This is a genomic window from Pseudomonas marginalis, from assembly GCF_001645105.1.
GTDB classification, from domain to species: Bacteria; Pseudomonadota; Gammaproteobacteria; order Pseudomonadales; family Pseudomonadaceae; genus Aquipseudomonas; species Aquipseudomonas petroselini.
This window is the reverse complement of the sequence record NZ_LKEG01000054.1, coordinates 1-15881: the sequence shown is the minus strand read 5'-3', so window position 1 is coordinate 15881 and position 15881 is coordinate 1. Positions and strand designations below refer to the sequence as shown.

15 protein-coding genes and 1 pseudogene are annotated in these 15881 nt (G+C 61.2%); 12 read left to right on the top strand and 4 right to left on the bottom strand.

The genetic code is table 11. From position 1 onward, the window contains the following. Positions 1 to 12: 12 nt before the first annotated feature. From AO064_RS26195 to AO064_RS26180, 4 genes are all read left to right on the top strand, one after another. The gene (locus tag AO064_RS26195; protein WP_046035657.1) at positions 13 to 726 is read left to right on the top strand and encodes a GntR family transcriptional regulator; all 714 of its coding nucleotides are present in this window, start codon (positions 13 to 15) and stop codon (positions 724 to 726) included. Then, positions 723 to 1724 (top strand): ADP-ribosylglycohydrolase family protein, encoded by a 1002-nt coding sequence (locus tag AO064_RS26190; protein ID WP_064055074.1) that lies wholly within the window; start codon positions 723 to 725, stop codon positions 1722 to 1724. Before AO064_RS26195 ends, AO064_RS26190 begins: the two co-directional genes overlap by 4 nt. 131 nt (positions 1725 to 1855) lie before the next feature. After that, positions 1856 to 3322 (top strand): purine-cytosine permease family protein, encoded by a 1467-nt coding sequence (locus AO064_RS26185; RefSeq protein WP_064055073.1) that lies wholly within the window; start codon positions 1856 to 1858, stop codon positions 3320 to 3322. Next, positions 3315 to 4232, top strand: coding sequence for a PfkB family carbohydrate kinase (locus AO064_RS26180; RefSeq protein WP_064055072.1), 918 nt, complete (start codon positions 3315 to 3317; stop codon positions 4230 to 4232). Before AO064_RS26185 ends, AO064_RS26180 begins: the two co-directional genes overlap by 8 nt. A gap of 60 nt (positions 4233 to 4292) precedes the next feature. On the opposite strand, the gene AO064_RS26175 is transcribed toward AO064_RS26180, so the two are convergent. Both AO064_RS26175 and AO064_RS26170 read right to left on the bottom strand, forming a co-directional pair. Then, the gene (locus tag AO064_RS26175; RefSeq protein WP_015885417.1) at positions 4293 to 4559 is read right to left on the bottom strand and encodes a hypothetical protein; all 267 of its coding nucleotides are present in this window, start codon (positions 4557 to 4559) and stop codon (positions 4293 to 4295) included. Between the two features lie 51 nt (positions 4560 to 4610). Beyond that, positions 4611 to 4943 carry a hypothetical protein gene (locus tag AO064_RS26170; protein ID WP_015885416.1) on the bottom strand — a complete coding sequence of 111 codons (333 nt, stop codon included), beginning with the start codon at positions 4941 to 4943 and terminating at the stop codon, positions 4611 to 4613. Positions 4944 to 5133: 190 nt separating this feature from the next. On the opposite strand from AO064_RS26170, the gene AO064_RS26165 reads away from it, so the two are divergent. The 6 genes and pseudogenes from AO064_RS26165 (at position 5134) to AO064_RS26140 (ending at position 11030) form a co-directional block, all read left to right on the top strand. Then, positions 5134 to 5613 carry a GNAT family N-acetyltransferase gene (locus AO064_RS26165; RefSeq protein WP_015885414.1) on the top strand — a complete coding sequence of 160 codons (480 nt, stop codon included), beginning with the start codon at positions 5134 to 5136 and terminating at the stop codon, positions 5611 to 5613. A gap of 173 nt (positions 5614 to 5786) precedes the next feature. Beyond that, positions 5787 to 6608: an SDR family oxidoreductase gene (locus AO064_RS26160; RefSeq protein ID WP_064055071.1), complete on the top strand. Its 822-nt coding sequence runs from the start codon at positions 5787 to 5789 to the stop codon at positions 6606 to 6608. Between the two features lie 32 nt (positions 6609 to 6640). After that, a complete protein-coding gene (locus tag AO064_RS26155) occupies positions 6641 to 7621 on the top strand; it encodes a substrate-binding domain-containing protein (RefSeq protein ID WP_043205762.1) in 981 nt (326 codons plus the stop codon). Then, positions 7618 to 9121: pseudogene (gene araG / locus AO064_RS26150) on the top strand (L-arabinose ABC transporter ATP-binding protein AraG). Before AO064_RS26155 ends, araG begins: the two are co-directional and overlap by 4 nt. 17 nt (positions 9122 to 9138) lie before the next feature. After that, positions 9139 to 10104: an L-arabinose ABC transporter permease AraH gene (gene araH / locus AO064_RS26145; protein ID WP_046035678.1), complete on the top strand. Its 966-nt coding sequence runs from the start codon at positions 9139 to 9141 to the stop codon at positions 10102 to 10104. A gap of 122 nt (positions 10105 to 10226) precedes the next feature. Beyond that, positions 10227 to 11030 carry an IclR family transcriptional regulator gene (locus tag AO064_RS26140; RefSeq protein WP_015885409.1) on the top strand — a complete coding sequence of 268 codons (804 nt, stop codon included), beginning with the start codon at positions 10227 to 10229 and terminating at the stop codon, positions 11028 to 11030. On the opposite strand, the gene AO064_RS26135 is transcribed toward AO064_RS26140, so the two are convergent. Continuing rightward, positions 11031 to 12083, bottom strand: a complete 1053-nt coding sequence (locus AO064_RS26135) for an NAD(P)-dependent alcohol dehydrogenase (protein ID WP_015885408.1) — start codon at positions 12081 to 12083, stop codon at positions 11031 to 11033. It abuts the gene before it with no gap. A gap of 181 nt (positions 12084 to 12264) precedes the next feature. Between AO064_RS26135 and AO064_RS26130 the strand changes: the two genes are divergently transcribed. Beyond that, positions 12265 to 13158, top strand: coding sequence for an AraC family transcriptional regulator (locus AO064_RS26130; protein ID WP_015885407.1), 894 nt, complete (start codon positions 12265 to 12267; stop codon positions 13156 to 13158). Positions 13159 to 13302: 144 nt separating this feature from the next. Here AO064_RS26130 and AO064_RS26125 read toward each other — a convergent pair whose 3' ends face one another. Further along, positions 13303 to 14967: an electron transfer flavoprotein-ubiquinone oxidoreductase gene (locus tag AO064_RS26125; RefSeq protein WP_015885406.1), complete on the bottom strand. Its 1665-nt coding sequence runs from the start codon at positions 14965 to 14967 to the stop codon at positions 13303 to 13305. Between the two features lie 522 nt (positions 14968 to 15489). Between AO064_RS26125 and AO064_RS26120 the strand changes: the two genes are divergently transcribed. Continuing rightward, the coding region (locus AO064_RS26120) for an electron transfer flavoprotein subunit beta/FixA family protein (RefSeq protein WP_082893986.1) at positions 15490 to 15881 on the top strand (392 nt) is incomplete at its 3' end.

The following is a 15881-nucleotide window of genomic DNA, read 5'->3' as shown; positions in this document are numbered from 1 at the left end:
ATCAATTTGTACATGATTAGACATGTTCGATTTGATAAGAAAAAACGCGTCGTCGACGAGCTCATCCGCCGTATCGAGGGTGGGGTGATGGCCGACGGTGTCCTGCTGCCGGGCGAGCACCAATTGGCCGAAGAGTTCGCGGTCAGCCGCGGTACCCTGCGCGAAGCCCTCGCCGAGCTCAAGCGGCGCAATTACATCGCGACCCAAAGCGGCGTCGGCTCCATCGTCACCTTTGACGGCATGGTGCTCGACCAACGCAGCGGCTGGGCTCAGGCCCTGGCCGACACCGGCGCGCGGGTGAACACCGACATCCTGCGCCTGGAAGCGGTGACCCGCCCGGACCTGTTCAGCCGTTTCGGCAGCGACCAATTCATTGCGCTCGACCGCCGGCGACGTACCACTGATGGTACGGCCGTGTCCCTGGAGCGCTCGCTGATGCCGGCTTCCGGTGGCCTGGAAAGCCTGCCTCGGGTTGGCCTGATCGACGATTCCCTGACCATCACCCTGGCCGCCTACGGCTACGTTGGCGCCGAAGGTGACCAGTGGATCGGCGCCGAACCGCTCAGCGACGAAGACGCCGAGTTGCTTGGCCGCCCTGCAGGCACGGTGTTCCTCAAGGCCTCGCGTACGACTTACGACCGTCGCGAGCGTTTCATGGAATACGTCGAAAGCTTGCTCGACCCGCTGCACTTTCGCCTGCACCTCCAGTTTGGACACTCGAAATGACCCCGCATAATCGCGCCCTCGGCGCTTTCTACGGCTTGGCGTTGGGCGATGCCCTGGGCATGCCGACCCAGTCCCTGAGCCGCGAACAAGTCCGAGCGCGTTTCGGTGCCATCACCGGCCTTGAAGATGCCGACGCCGACCAGCCTATCGCGCCCAACATGCCGGCGGGCTCCATCACCGATGACACCGAGCAGGCGATCCTGGTCGGCGAATTGCTGGTGGAAGGCCAAGGCAAAATCGAACCCACCGTGCTCGCCCAGCGCCTGATCGACTGGGAAGCGGTCATGCGCGCCAAGGGCTCCCAGGACTTGCTCGGCCCCTCCACCAAGCGTGCGATCGACATGATCCTCGCCGGGCACACACCGGAAGAATCCGGTCGCTACGGCACTACCAACGGCGCAGCGATGCGTATCACCCCAGTGGGTATTGCCGCCGATGTCAGCGACCCGGTGCAGTTTATCCAGGCGGTGATCCAGGCGTGCCAGGTCACCCACAACACCACATTGGGCATCTCCAGCGCTGCTGCGGTGGCGGCGGTGGTCTCGGCCGGTATCAACGGCGTGGACCTGGGCGAAGCGCTGAACATCGGCACGCACGTCGCGCAGCAGGCGGAAGGCCACGGTCATTGGATCGCCGGTGGGCGGATTTCCACCCGCATCAGTTGGGCACGGACCTTGAGCGTCGGCAGCGGCGACAAGGCCCTGTTCGCCGACCTGCTGTACGAACTGATTGGCACCTCCGTGGCTTCCCAGGAGTCGGTGGTGGTGTCGTTTGCCCTGGCCCAGCAAGTGGCGGTGGGCGAGATGAATGCGTTCGAAGCACTGTGCCTGGCGGCCAGTCTTGGCGGTGACACCGATACCATCGCCGCGATTCTTGGCGCCATGCTCGGTGCGTGCCTGGGCATGCAGTGCTGGCCTGAGGCGATGATCCAACAGGTCAAGCAAGTCAATGGCCTAGATGTGCAGCCGTTGGTTCAAGCGTTGCTCAAATTGCGATAAGCGCCGCAGGCAAACATGTGGGAGCGAGCAAGCCCACACATTCGATAGCGTCGAGTTATGGAGGCCGAATAGACATTTCGCTTTGATTCTCTGCCACAACCACAACAATACAGGCACCAGGAGCACCCATCATGAGCAGCACCTCTTCCGGCCAAAGCGCCGGGCAATTGGAAACGCGCGGCATCGAACCGGTCCCTGAGGCCGAGTGCAACGGTCACCCGTTGCAATTGTTCTGGGTGTGGTTCGCGGCCAACATCAGCATCCTCGGCTTGCCGCTTGGCGCAACCCTGGTCGCGTTTCGTGGCCTGGCCATCTGGCAGGCCGTCATCGTCGCGATCCTTGGCGCCGCTGGTTCTTTTGCGGTGGTGGGCATCATCTCCATCGCCGGCCGTCGCGGCCGTGCCCCGAGCCTGACGCTGTCCCGCGCCATCTTCGGTGTGCGTGGCAATATCGGCCCGACGTTGGTGTCGCTGATGTCACGGCTGGGCTGGGAAACGGTCAACACCACCACCGCCGCATTCGTGCTGCTGTCGTTGTGTTCGATCCTGTTCGGTTCACCGGTAGAGGCGAAAAGCGCGCCGGTCCTCACGCTGATCTTCATCGCCATCTTTGTGTTGCTGACCCTGTCCGTTTCCGGCCTGGGCCACGCGACCTTGCTGGTGATCCAGAAGTGGGCCACCTACGTGTTCGGCGCCTTGAACATCCTGGTCGGCGGTTTCCTCTGCGCCACCATCGATTGGAGCGCAGTGTTCAACGCTACCCCGGCACCGCTCAGTGCGATGATCGTCGGCGTCGGCACCATGGCCGCCGGTACGGGTATTGGCTGGGCCAACGCCGGTGCCGACATGTCGCGTTACCAGCACCGCAGCGTCAAGGCGGTGCGCCTGGTGGCGTCGGCCGCGTTTGGTGCGGGCATTCCGCTGGTGTTGCTGATCACCCTCGGCGGCCTGCTGTCGGTGGGCAACAATGACTTGGCCTCGGCCACCGACCCGATCATCGCGATCCGCGACATGCTGCCGACCTGGATGGCGGTGCCGTACCTGATCACCGCGTTCGGCGGGCTGCTGCTGTCCAACAACCTGTCGGTGTACTCGGCCGGCCTCACCACGCTGACCCTCGGCTTGAAGGTCAAGCGCGTGCATGCGGTGATCGTCGACATCGTGGCGATCTTCGCCGGCTCGATCTACTTCATGCTGATCGCCGACAGTTTCTACGGCCCCTTCATCACCTTCATCTCGCTGCTGGCGGTGCCGATTACCGCGTGGGTCGGTATCTTCGTGGTCGACCTGATCCACCGTCACTACTACAGCCCCAAGGACCTGCTGGACGTCAGCCCCAGCAGCGCCTATTGGTATCGCGGCGGCGTGGAGTGGCGTGCGTTCGGTGCCTGGGCCGTGGCGATCGTGTTGGGTTTCAGCTTCACCACCATCGGCACCACCGCCGAAAATATCTGGTTCGCCGGGCCGTTGTCGGACTCCTGGCTGGGCCACAACGGGCTGGGCTGGATCGTCACCTTCCTGGTGGCCGGCGGGATTTATGCGGTACTGGGCGGTGCGTCTGACCGTCGCCCGGCTTTAGTCGAGAGCGCTAATGTCTAGATTGCTGCACACCGGCCAGGTCATCGTCGACCTGGTCATGGCCCTCGATACCTTGCCCGCCACCGGCGGCGACGTGCTCGCGCAATCGGCCAGTTTCGAGGCCGGCGGTGGCTTTAACGTAATGGCCGCCGCGCGGCGTAATGGGTTGCCGGTGGTCTACCTGGGGCGTCATGGCAACGGGCGCTTCGGCGACCTGGCGCGAGCGGCGATGCAGGCCGAGGGCGTGGAGATGGCCCAGGCGCCCAGCACGGATAAAGACACCGGCTTGTGTGTGTCGCTGACCGAGGCCACCACTGAGCGCACGTTCATTTCCCATATCGGCGCCGAAGGTGATTTGAGCGCCGAGGACTTGGCGGGCGTGCTGCCGCAATCGGACGATTATGTGTACGTCAGCGGCTACAGCTTATTGCTGGAAGGCAAGGCACAGGCGTTGCTCGATTGGCTCTTGGCGCTACCGCGTGAGATCACTGTGGTGTTCGACCCGGGGCCGCTGGTCAAGGCACCGGATTCGGGGCTGATGGTGGCGTTGTTGCCGCGTATTGATATCTGGACCAGCAACGGTCCGGAAGCGCAGGCGTTTACCGGTGCGGGTACGGTGGCGCAGGCGCTGGTCGATCTCAATCGTCGCCTGCCCGCAAACGCTTTGCTGGTGGTGCGTGATGGGCCGAACGGTTGCTGGGTCAGCCGCGAGGGCCAGGCGGAACATGTACCGGGCTTTAAGGTGAGGGCGGTAGACAGCAACGGCGCAGGGGATGCCCATGCTGGTGTGTTTATAGCAGGGTTGGCCAATGGCCTGGCACCCGCTCAAGCGGCACAGCGGGCGAATGCGGCGGCGGCACTGGCCGTGACGCGTTGGGGCCCGGCCACGTCCCCTGGCACCGCCGAAGTCGATGCCCTACTCGAGCAGTAAATACAGTCGAGAAATGTGGGAGGGGGCAAGCCCCCTCCCACATTTAGCTCATTAGAAAGGCTACTGGCTGGTTTCAGACTCCAGCTTGCGCGCCTCATCCACACCCGACGCAGTCAGCTTGATCGGCAAATTCAACGCGTATTCACCCGCGTCGTCGGTGGTCACATGCCCATCCTTGATCAACCCGCGGTCTTGCAGAAATGCCAAGGCACTGGCGACCACTTTCTCTCCGCGGTAGTTATCCAGCACCTCCTTGCCCAACCCATGGGGGTGAGCGTGCAGCAGGCGGGTGAGGACTTCTTTTTCAAGGTCTTTGTCGACGTTCATGCGTACCTCTTCACTGGGAAATGATCGGGTGTTCGTCTTGCAGTCGGTGGATCAAGGCGCAGGTTGTTTTGGCGCACCTGGGACGTTGGAATCATCGCCCTTGTTGATGTTCGGCTGATTGATCGCAGGGCCCATCTTGCCGTTGCCGACGGCGGCAGGCGCCTGGCGCTGGGTGTCATTGCCCTGGGTGCGAGGATCGGCGCCCGGCTGGATGATCGCACCACCATTGGTGTCGAGGCCCGTGCCCATGGATTTCTGCGATTCGGTGGTGGCATCCGGCGTTGGATCGGTCGGTCCGGTGGTCGAGCTGGCGGCAAAGGCGCTCAGCGACGCAGCAGACAACAGGCCGGTGAGGGCGAGGGCAGCAAACTTGGAATTTTTCATGAGGGTGTCTCCATATGATTAATGTCCTTACCTACTATTGGTCAGCCCTGGTTTCGTGTTCGTGCCTTGATGGCGACGAACGGTCTTGTGTCACCTGTAAGATTTTGTGTGCCGGTGACCACGAAATTGCGCTGCAACTCGTCATGAAAGCGCCTTAGTATGTGTGCTTTGAAATTGCCAAGGCTCGCCCATGACCATCCAGATTCGCCCCGCCGTGCCCAGCGATGCTGCGCAGATCCTGACGTTCATCACTGAGCTGGCCGAGTACGAGAAGGCCCGGCACGAAGTGATCGCCAGTGTGGTGGACATTGAGCGCAGCCTGTTCAGCGAGGGCGCCACCGCCCATGGCCTGATCTGCTCGCGCGATGACGTGCCGATTGGTTTTGCGGTGTTCTTTTTCAGCTATTCCACGTGGCTGGGCAGTAATTGCCTGTACCTGGAAGACCTCTACATCAACCCGGAACAGCGCGGCGGCGGGGCGGGCAAGAAGCTGTTGCGCCACCTGGCGAAGATCGCCTTCGATAACGGCTGCGGCCGCTTTGAGTGGAGCGTGCTGGACTGGAACGAGCCGGCGATTGCCTTCTACAAATCCATCGGCGCCCAGCCGCAGGAGGAGTGGGTGCGCTATCGCATGGAGGGTGATGCGCTGCGCGACTTTGCACTGGGCTAACCCCCTGTCTTCAAACACTGAAGATCAACTGTGGGAAGGGGCTTGCCCCTCCCACATTTTTTTTGCTTTTGCTCATAATATGGGATGCAAATTTATATATTGAGATATTTCAAATGATGGGTTTATAGTCGGCTGCATCAGCACTCACTACCAAAAATAAAACAGGTGAAGCGATGCAGGCACAACCGTTGTCACTTCCCGCCGTGCCCGAGCCAACCTACGGCGAGCGCCTCAAAGGCAAAGTGGTGATCATCACCGGCGCCGCCCAAGGCATTGGCGAGGCCATCGTCGCGTGTTTTCAGGCCCAACAGGCTCAGTTGGTAATCGCGGATATCCAAGGCGACAAAGTCGCACAAGTCGCCGCCCACTGGCGCGAACGCGGTGCCGATATCTACGCGCAAGCCGTCGATATCACCTCCAAAGAGCAATGGCAGTCGCTGGTGAACCTCGCCATCGAGCGCTTCGGCCGCGTGGACGTGCTGGTCAACTGCGCCGGCGTCAACGTGTTCCGCGACCCGCTGGAAATGACTGACGAGGACTGGCACCGCTGCTTCGCCATCGACCTCGACGGCGCCTGGTACGGTTGCCGCACGGTGCTGCCGCACATGATCGAGCAGGGCATCGGCAACATCATCAATATTGCCTCCACCCATTCCAGTCACATCATTCCCGGCTGCTTTCCATATCCCGTCGCCAAGCACGGCCTGCTCGGCCTCACGCGTGCCCTCGGCATTGAATACGCGCCCAAGGGCATTCGCGTGAATGCCATCGCGCCGGGCTACATCGAAACCCAGCTCAACGTCGACTACTGGAACGCTTTCCCCGACCCCCAGGCCGAGCGCCAGCGCGCGTTCGACCTGCACCCGCCCAAGCGCATCGGCCAGCCGATTGAAGTGGCGATGACTGCGCTGTTCCTGGCGACCGACGAGGCGCCCTTTATCAATGCCACCTGCCTGATGATCGATGGCGGGCGGTCGGTGATGTACCACGACTAAATCGTTTTCCAATAACAAGAATGAGGTGGTTCATGTTCAAGAAGACCCTAGGCGCCCTGGCGCTTGCGATGGCGTTCAGCGGCGTTGCGTTCGCCGAAGAAGTGAAGATCGGTTTCCTGGTCAAACAGGCCGAAGAACCCTGGTTCCAGACGGAGTGGGCCTTCGCCGAAAAAGCCGGCAAGGAACATGGTTTTACCGTGATCAAGATCGCCGTACCGGATGGTGAGAAGACCCTCTCGGCCATCGACAGCCTGGCCGCCAATGGCGCGAAAGGCTTTGTGATCTGCCCGCCTGACGTGTCCCTCGGCCCGGCCATCGTTGCCAAAGCCAAGGTCAATGGCCTCAAGGTAATGGCGGTGGATGACCGCTTTGTCGATGCCAAAGGCAACTTCATGGAAGACGTGCCCTACCTGGGCATGGCCGCGTTCGAAGTGGGCCAGAAGCAGGGCGCGGCCATGGCCGCCGAAGCGAAAAAGCGTGGCTGGGACTGGAAAGACACCTACGCCGTGATCAACACCTATAACGAACTCGACACCGGCAAAAAACGCACCGACGGTTCGATCAAATCCCTTGAAGAGGCGGGGATTCCCAAGGACCACATCCTGACCGCCGCCCTCAAGACCCTGGATGTTCCCGGCAGCATGGACGCCACCAACTCGGCCCTGGTCAAGCTGCCCAGCGGCGCGAAAAACCTGATCATCGGCGGCATGAATGACAACACCGTGCTTGGCGGCGTGCGCGCCACCGAAAGCGCCGGCTTCAAAGCCGCCAACGTGATCGGTATCGGCATCAATGGCACCGACGCCATCGGCGAATTGAAGAAAGCCGACAGCGGTTTCTTCGGCTCGATGCTGCCTAGTCCGCATATCGAGGGTTACAACACGGCGCTGGCGATGTACGAGTGGGTCACCACCGGTAAAGAGCCCGCCAAGTACACCGCGATGGACGAGGTGACTCTGATTACCCGCGCCAACTTCCAGGAAGAACTGACCAAAATCGGGCTGTGGAAATGACCGGCGCGGCCTTGCGCTTCAATGGCATCGGCAAGGAATTTCCCGGTGTGAAAGCGCTGGCGCAGATCAGCTTTGAAGCGCGGCCGCGTGAGGTGCACGCGTTGATGGGCGAAAACGGCGCAGGCAAGTCGACCCTGCTGAAAATCCTTGGCGGCGCCTACACCCCCAGCAGTGGCACGCTGCAGATCGGCGAGCAGACCATGGCCNNNTTCAAAAACGCCGCCGACAGCATTNGCCAGCGGCGTGGCGGTGATCCACCAGGAACTGCACCTGGTGCCGGAAATGACCGTGGCCGAGAACCTGTTCCTCGGGCATTTACCGTCGCGTTTCGGTGTGGTCAATCGCAGCCTGTTGCGTAAGCAGGCGCTGGCCTGCCTCAAGGGATTGGCGGATGAAATTGATCCGGAGGAAAAGCTCGGCCGCCTGTCCCTGGGTCAGCGTCAACTCGTGGAAATCGCCAAGGCGTTGTCCCGTGGTGCCCATGTGATTGCCTTTGACGAACCCACCAGCAGCCTCTCGGCGCGCGAGATCGACCGCCTGATGGCAATCATCACGCGCCTGCGCGACGAGGGCAAAGTGGTGCTCTACGTGTCGCACCGTATGGAAGAAGTGTTCCGCATCTGCAACGCCGTCACGGTGTTCAAGGACGGCCGCTACGTGCGCACGTTCGACGACATGAGCGCGCTGACCCATGACCAGTTGGTGACGTGCATGGTCGGTCGCGATATCCAGGACATCTACGACTACCGGCCGCGTGAACGGGGCGAAGTGGCGCTCAAGGTCGACGGTTTACTTGGCCCAGGGCTGCGTGAGCCGGTCAGCCTGCAGGTGCACAAAAGCGAGATTCTTGGCCTGTTCGGCTTGGTCGGGGCGGGGCGCACGGAGCTGTTTCGGCTGCTGAGTGGTTTGACCCGCAGCACCGCAGGAAGCCTTGAGCTTTGTGGGCAAAAACTGCCGCTGCATTCACCCCGCGATGCCATCGCTGCTGGCGTGCTGCTGTGCCCGGAAGACCGCAAGAAGGAAGGCATCATTCCGTTGTCCAGCGTGGCCGAGAACATCAATATCAGTGCGCGCGGTGCCCATTCCACGTTCGGCTGGCTGCTGCGTGACGGGTGGGAAAAGCGCAACGCCGACCAGCAAATCCAGGCGATGAAAGTCAAAACACCGAATGCCGAACAGAAAATCATGTACCTGTCCGGCGGCAACCAGCAGAAGGCCATTCTTGGCCGCTGGCTGTCGATGCCGATGAAAGTGCTGCTGTTGGACGAGCCGACCCGTGGCATCGATATCGGCGCCAAATCGGAGATCTACCAGATCATCCATAACCTGGCGGCCAGTGGTATTGCGGTGATCGTAGTGTCCAGCGACCTGATGGAAGTGATGGGCATCTCCGACCGCATCCTGGTGATGAGCGAAGGTGCCCTCACGGGTGAATTGACCCGCGATCAAGCGGATGAGGCTCGGCTGTTGCAACTGGCTCTCCCGCGTTCGCGGGCTTGATGAATTCGAGGTGAATGATGTCTGAGGTAAAAACTGCAAAGGGCTTCTGGCCGGGGTTCAATCAGCGCAAGTTTCTCGATGATTGGGTGATGCTGCTCGCCGCGCTGGGTATCTTTTTGCTCAGTGCGTTGTTTATCGACAACTTCCTTTCACCGCTGAACATGCGTGGCTTGGGCCTGGCGATTTCAACGGTGGGCATTGCCGCCTGCACCATGCTGTTCTGCCTGGCATCGGGGCACTTCGATCTGTCGGTGGGCTCGGTGATTGCCTGTGCCGGCGTGGTGGCGGGCATTGTGATTCGCGACACCGACAGCGTGGCTCTCGGCGTGTCGGCGGCACTGGCCATGGGGCTGGTGGTGGGGCTGATCAATGGCATCGTCATCGCCAAGCTGCGCATCAATGCGTTGATCGCCACGTTGGCGACCATGCAGATCGTGCGCGGCCTGGCCTATATCTTCTCCAACGGCAAGGCCGTCGGCGTGATGGATGAAGGTTTCTTCGTGTTCGGCAACGGCCAACTGCTGGGTGTGCCCGTGCCGATCATCATCACCGTGCTGTGTTTTGTGTTCTTCGGCTGGCTGTTGAACTACACCACCTACGGGCGCAACACCATGGCGATTGGCGGCAACCAGGAAGCTGCACTGCTGGCCGGGGTGAACGTCGATCGCACCAAGATCATCATCTTCGCCGTACACGGTTTGGTTGGCGCCTTGGCTGGGGTCATCCTCGCGTCGCGCATGACCTCCGGCCAGCCGATGATCGGCCAGGGCTTTGAGCTGACAGTGATCTCCGCCTGCGTGCTGGGCGGGGTATCGCTGAGCGGCGGCATCGGCATGATCCGGCATGTGATTGCCGGGGTGCTGATCCTGGCAATCATTGAGAACGCGATGAACCTGAAGAACATCGATACCTTTTACCAGTATGTGATCAGGGGTTCGATCCTGTTGCTTGCGGTCATCATCGACCGCATGAAGCAACGCTGATCCCGAGCCCTATGAAGATCCAAATGTGGGAGGGGGCAAGCCCCCTCCCACATTTGGATCGCCACTGTATTGAGGGTCGGTATTTGCCATAATGCCCCCGCTTTCACACTAATAGGCCCGATATGCAGGAAAACGCCCACACCCCCGTCAAAGAAGCCGCCCCCACCGGCACCCAGACCCTGCTGCGAGGCCTGGGCGTGGTGCAGGCGGTGGCGGCCGGTGCGCGGGATCTGAAAGAGATCGCCCGGCGTATCGGCACCACCCGCAGCACCACGCACCGACTGGCCAGTTGCCTGGTGGAGGAACGTTACCTGCGCGTGGTGCCGCAAGTCGGTTACCTGCTGGGGCCGAAGTTGATCGAGCTGGGTTTTCAGGCGCGCGAGGAGCTGCCATTGGTGACCTTGGCCATCCCGTACCTGGATGAGCTGTCGGCACTGACCGGCGACACCATCCACCTGGCCATCCGCGAGTACGACGACGTGCTGTACCTGCACAAGAACCCCGGTCGCAACGGCCCGGAAATGCGCTCACGGGTGGGCCACCGCATGCCGTTGGCGCGTACGGGCGTGGGCAAGGCGATGCTGCTGGATGACGCTGTCGAGGAGTGGCAGCGTTTGTATGAGACCAGCCTGCCGGCGGGTGGGAAAAACCTGCAATGGCCACAGCACCCGGAGCAATCCTGGGCACAGTTCGAGCAGCGCATGCGTGAATACGTGGTGGGCGGTTATGCGTTCGATCTGGAAGACAACGAACCGTCGATTCGCTGCGTGGCGGCACCGGTGCGCGATGCCAGCCGGCGAATCGTCGCCGGCATCAGCATCGCCAGTACCGTGCCCTACATGCCGCTGGAGAAGATGGCCGAGCTGATCCCTGTGATCAAACAGGTGGCAGCGCGGCTGTCAGCGGAGTTGGGCGCTAAAGGCTGATCAGACCTTCAAGGTCGCCATGTCGATGACAAAGCGGTACTTCACATCGCCGGCGATCATGCGGCTGTAGGCTTCGTTGATGTTGCGGATGTCGAGCATTTCGATGTCGCAGCTGATGCCGTGCTCGGCGCAGAAATCCAAGACTTCCTGGGTTTCGGCAATGCCACCGATCAAGGAACCGGCCAGGACTTTGCGGCCCATGATCAGCTTGGCGGCGTTGACCGGTGGGTCGACCGGTTCGATCAGGCCGACCAGGATGTGCACGCCGTCAAAGCGCAGCACGTCGAGGTAGGGGTTCAGGTCGTGCTGCACCGGGATGGTGTCCAGCAGGAAGTCGAAGTGCCCGGCGGCCGCTTTCATCTGCTCGGCGTCGGTGGACACGATCACGTGATCGGCACCCTGGCGACGGCCTTCTTCAGCCTTGCTCGCGGAGCGGGTGAACAAGGTCACTTCTGCGCCAATCGCCTTGGCCAGCTTGATGCCCATATGGCCCAGGCCGCCCATGCCCAATACGCCGACCTTGTCGCCGGCCTTGATGCCGTAGTGCTTGATCGGCGAGTACATGGTGACACCGGCGCACAGGATCGGCGCGGCGCTGGCCAGGTCGAGCTTGGCTGGGATCTTCACCACGAAGTGTTCGCTGACCACGATGCTGTCGGAGTAACCGCCCATGGTGTTGCTGCCGTCTACGCGGTCCGGGGTGGCGTAGGTCATGGTCGGGCCTTCGAGGCAATATTGCTCCAGGTCCGCTTTGCACGCGTCGCAGTGACGGCACGAATCAACCATACAGCCCACGCCCACCAGGTCGCCGACTTTATGCGCGGTGACGTTGGCGCCGACGGCGGTGACCTTGCCGACGATCTCGTGGCCCGGCATCAGTGGGTACACGGCGATGCCCCATTCGTTGCGCGCCTGGTGGATGTCGGAGTGGCACACGCCGCAGTAGAGGATCTCGATGGCCACGTCATCCACGCGCGGGCTGCGGCGCTGGAAGGACATGGGGGCGAGGGGAGTGGTGGCCGACTGAGCGGCATAGCCGATGGCGGTGTACATGATGGAACCTCGCAAAAGCGTTGGAAAGTGAGGCGGGCCATTTTCCGCGCCGGTCCCGGATGCGGCCATGGTGATTGCTCCGAGTCTCATGCCTATTCGTCCGGGAGTGCCCTGTGTTTGGGTTTTTGTGTCGCCGGACCTGCGATGATGCTCTCATCCCTTTTCAGCGAAGTTTTTTACCATGTTGTTGACCCGCCATCTTGATGCCAACGCCCCGCTGGTTGCCCTGATTGAGGGGCTGACGCCCCGTGACGGTTTCTCGCCGACACACTTGCCCGGTGTGCAGGTATTGCGTGCCAGTTGCGACGTGGCACGCGGGCCGCAGATCTATGAGCCGAGCCTGATGTTTGTCGCCCAAGGCAGCAAAGTCGCCTACCTGGGGCCGCGTACGCTGGAGTATGGCGCCGGGCACTACCTGATCCAGGCGATGCCGGTGCCGTTCGAGTGCGAGACGTTTGCCATGGCGCCGGATGCGCCGCTGCTGGGCGTGACGGTGGGCATTGATCGCGTGGTGCTGGGCGAGTTGGTGATGGCCATGGGCATTCAGGCCGGGCCGCCGCCGACGGCGCAGACGCTGGAGTCGATGAGCTCGGTGGTGCTCGATGATGCGATGCGCGGGTGTGTCGAGCGGTTGTTGCAGTGCCTGCACGATCCGCTGGAAAGCCGGATCATGGGCCCGGCACGCGTACGGGAATTACTCTTCACCGCATTGCGTGGGCCACAGGCGGATGTGTTGCGGGCGTTGGTGGAACAGCAGGGGCAGTTTTCGCGGATTGCGACGGCGTTGAATCACCTGCATGCCCATTATGCCGAGCCGCTGAATATCGAGACGCTGGCGGGGTATGCGCACATGAGTGCGTCGACTTTTCATGAGCACTTCAAGCGCTGCACGCTGTTGTCGCCGGTGCAATATCTGAAGCGTCTGCGGTTGCTCAAAGCCCAGCAGTTGCTGTTGGTGGAAGGCATGGGGGTGGCGCAGGCGGCGCATAACGTGGGGTATCAGAGTACGTCGCAATTCAGTCGCGAGTACAAGCGCTACTTCGAGCGCAACCCCGGCGAAGAGCGGGCTGCATAGTCATTCCAGGCAAAACACATATCCAAATGTGGGAGGGGGCTTGCTCCCGATGGCGGTGTATCCGTCAGCAAATCTGTAGCTGACCCACCGCTATCGGGAGCAAGCCCCCTCCCACATTTGACCGGGTTTCACCCGTAAAAAGGCTTACATATTCGGGTAAGTCGGCCCACCCGCACCTTCCGGCGTGACCCAGGTGATGTTCTGCGAAGGGTCCTTGATGTCACAGGTCTTGCAGTGCACGCAGTTCTGGGCGTTGATCTGGAAGCGCTTCTCGCCATCTTCTTTCGTGATCACTTCATACACGCCGGCCGGGCAGTAGCGCTGCGCCGGTTCATCGTAGAGCGGCAGGTTGGTGCCGATCGGGATGCTCGCGTCTTTGAGCTTCAAGTGGCACGGTTGTTCTTCTTCGTGGTTGGTACCGGAGATGAACACCGAGCTCAGCTTGTCGAAGCTCAGCTTGCCGTCGGGTTTGGGGTAGTCGATCTTCTTGCTGTCTTTGGCCAGCTTGAGGCAGGCGTAGTCCGGCTTGGTGTCGTGCAGGGTGAACGGCATCTTGCCGCCCAGGATGTTCTGGTCGAACCAGTTGAAGCCGGCGCCGATGATCGGGCCGAACTTGTGCATCGCCGGGCCGAAGTTGCGGCTGGCGAACAGTTCTTCGTAGAGCCAGCTGGACTTGAAGCTGTCGACGTAAGCGGTCAGTTCATCACCGCCTTCGGACTCGGCAAACAGGCGGTCGGCCACGGCGTCGGCGGCGAGCATGCCGGACTTCATCGCGGTGTGGCTGCCTTTGATCTTGGCGAAGTTCAGCGTGCCCAGATCGCAACCGATCAGCGCGCCACCCTTGAAGACCATCTTCGGCAGCGAGTTCAGGCCGCCTTTGCAGATGGCACGGGCGCCGTAGCTGATGCGCTTGCCGCCTTCGAGGTACTGGGCCAACACCGGGTGGTGCTTGAGGCGCTGGAACTCATCGAAAGGCGAGAGGAAGGTGTTGCTGTAGGACAGGTCGACGATCAGGCCGACAACCACTTGGTTGTTTTCCAGGTGATACAGGAACGAGCCGCCGGTGTTCTCGGCGCTCATGATGTCCAGCGGCCAACCGGCGGTGTGCACCACCAGGCCTGGCTGATGCTTGGCCGGGTCGATTTCCCAGATTTCCTTCAAGCCGATGCCGTAATGCTGGGCGTCGGCGTCGCTGTCCAGGTTGAAGCGCTGGATCAGTTGCTTGCCGATGTGGCCACGGCAACCTTCGGCGAACAGCGTGTACTTGCCACGCAGTTCCATGCCTGGGGTGTAGACGCCTTCTTTGGGGTTGCCTTCACGGTCGACGCCGAGGTCACCGGTGATGATCCCACGGACCACGCCGTTTTCGTCGAACAGCGCTTCCTGGGCGGCGAAGCCTGGGTAGACTTCCACGCCGAGGTTCTCGGCCTGCTGGGCGAGCCAGCGGCACAGGTTGCCCAGGGAGATAATGTAGTTGCCTTCGTTGTGCATGGTCTTGGGCACAAAGAAGTCGGGAACCTTGGTGGAGGCTTCAGGGCTGCGCAGCACATAGATGTCATCGCGCACCACGGGGGTGTTGAGCGGGGCGCCGAGTGCTTTCCAGTCCGGGAACAGTTCGTTCAGGGCACGTGGTTCGAACACGGCACCGGACAGGATATGTGCGCCGACTTCGGAGCCTTTCTCGACCACGCAGACGCTGATTTCCTTACCGGCTTCGGCGGCCTTCTGCTTCAGTCGGCAGGCGGCAGACAGGCCCGCCGGGCCAGCGCCGACGATGACCACGTCGAATTCCATGTATTCGCGTTCCACAGGCTATCTCCTACTCAAGGCTCAACAGGCTTTTTTTCTAATGGGTGGAGGTTCGGTGTCGTGTCCGTCATCACTGCGCCAAATGGCAGGGGATGACCCACCTTTCTCTCTAGGTGGCGCATTATATCTACACCACTGCCAGCGTCCAATACAAACGTTTGTTTGAATTGCCCGCAGGCTAGGTAAATCAAAGAGGCGCGGCTTATGACTGGCTATTTTGCCGTATTGACCAGAATAGGCGTTCCGGTCAATATACGGTCGGTTTTGCGCTTACCGTAGGCAGACAGCAGGTTTCAAGAGCACGTCCAAAAGCACGACAGGTGACGCGCGCCCAAACGATGGCGCGCAGTTTACACGCTGCGATAAAGAATGACCTCTCAGTCACCACTGACGAACGGTCATCATTTCCCGTGAGCAAGGTCATCCGCCGACGTTTTTGGAGGTGCCCTTGTGTGCCGATGAGCATCAACCGCCAGGTTCGCCTAGGCGACTTTCTTTTCACCGGAGAGTAACGAGGAATCCATGAAGGTTCTTGTAGCTGTCAAACGCGTTGTCGATTACAACGTGAAAGTTCGCGTCAAGGCGGACAATTCCGGCGTCGACCTCGCTAACGTCAAGATGTCGATGAACCCTTTCTGCGAAATCGCCGTGGAAGAAGCCGTACGCCTGAAAGAGAAAGGCGTGGCGACTGAAATCGTCGTGGTTTCCATCGGCCCGACCACTGCTCAAGAGCAGCTGCGTACCGCCCTGGCGCTGGGCGCCGACCGCGCTGTCCTGGTCGAGTCCGCTGAAGAGCTGACCTCCCTGGCCGTGGCCAAGCTGCTCAAAGCTGTTGTCGACAAGGAACAGCCTCAACTGGTGATCCTCGGCAAACAAGCCATCGACAGCGACAACAACCAGACGGGCCAGATGCT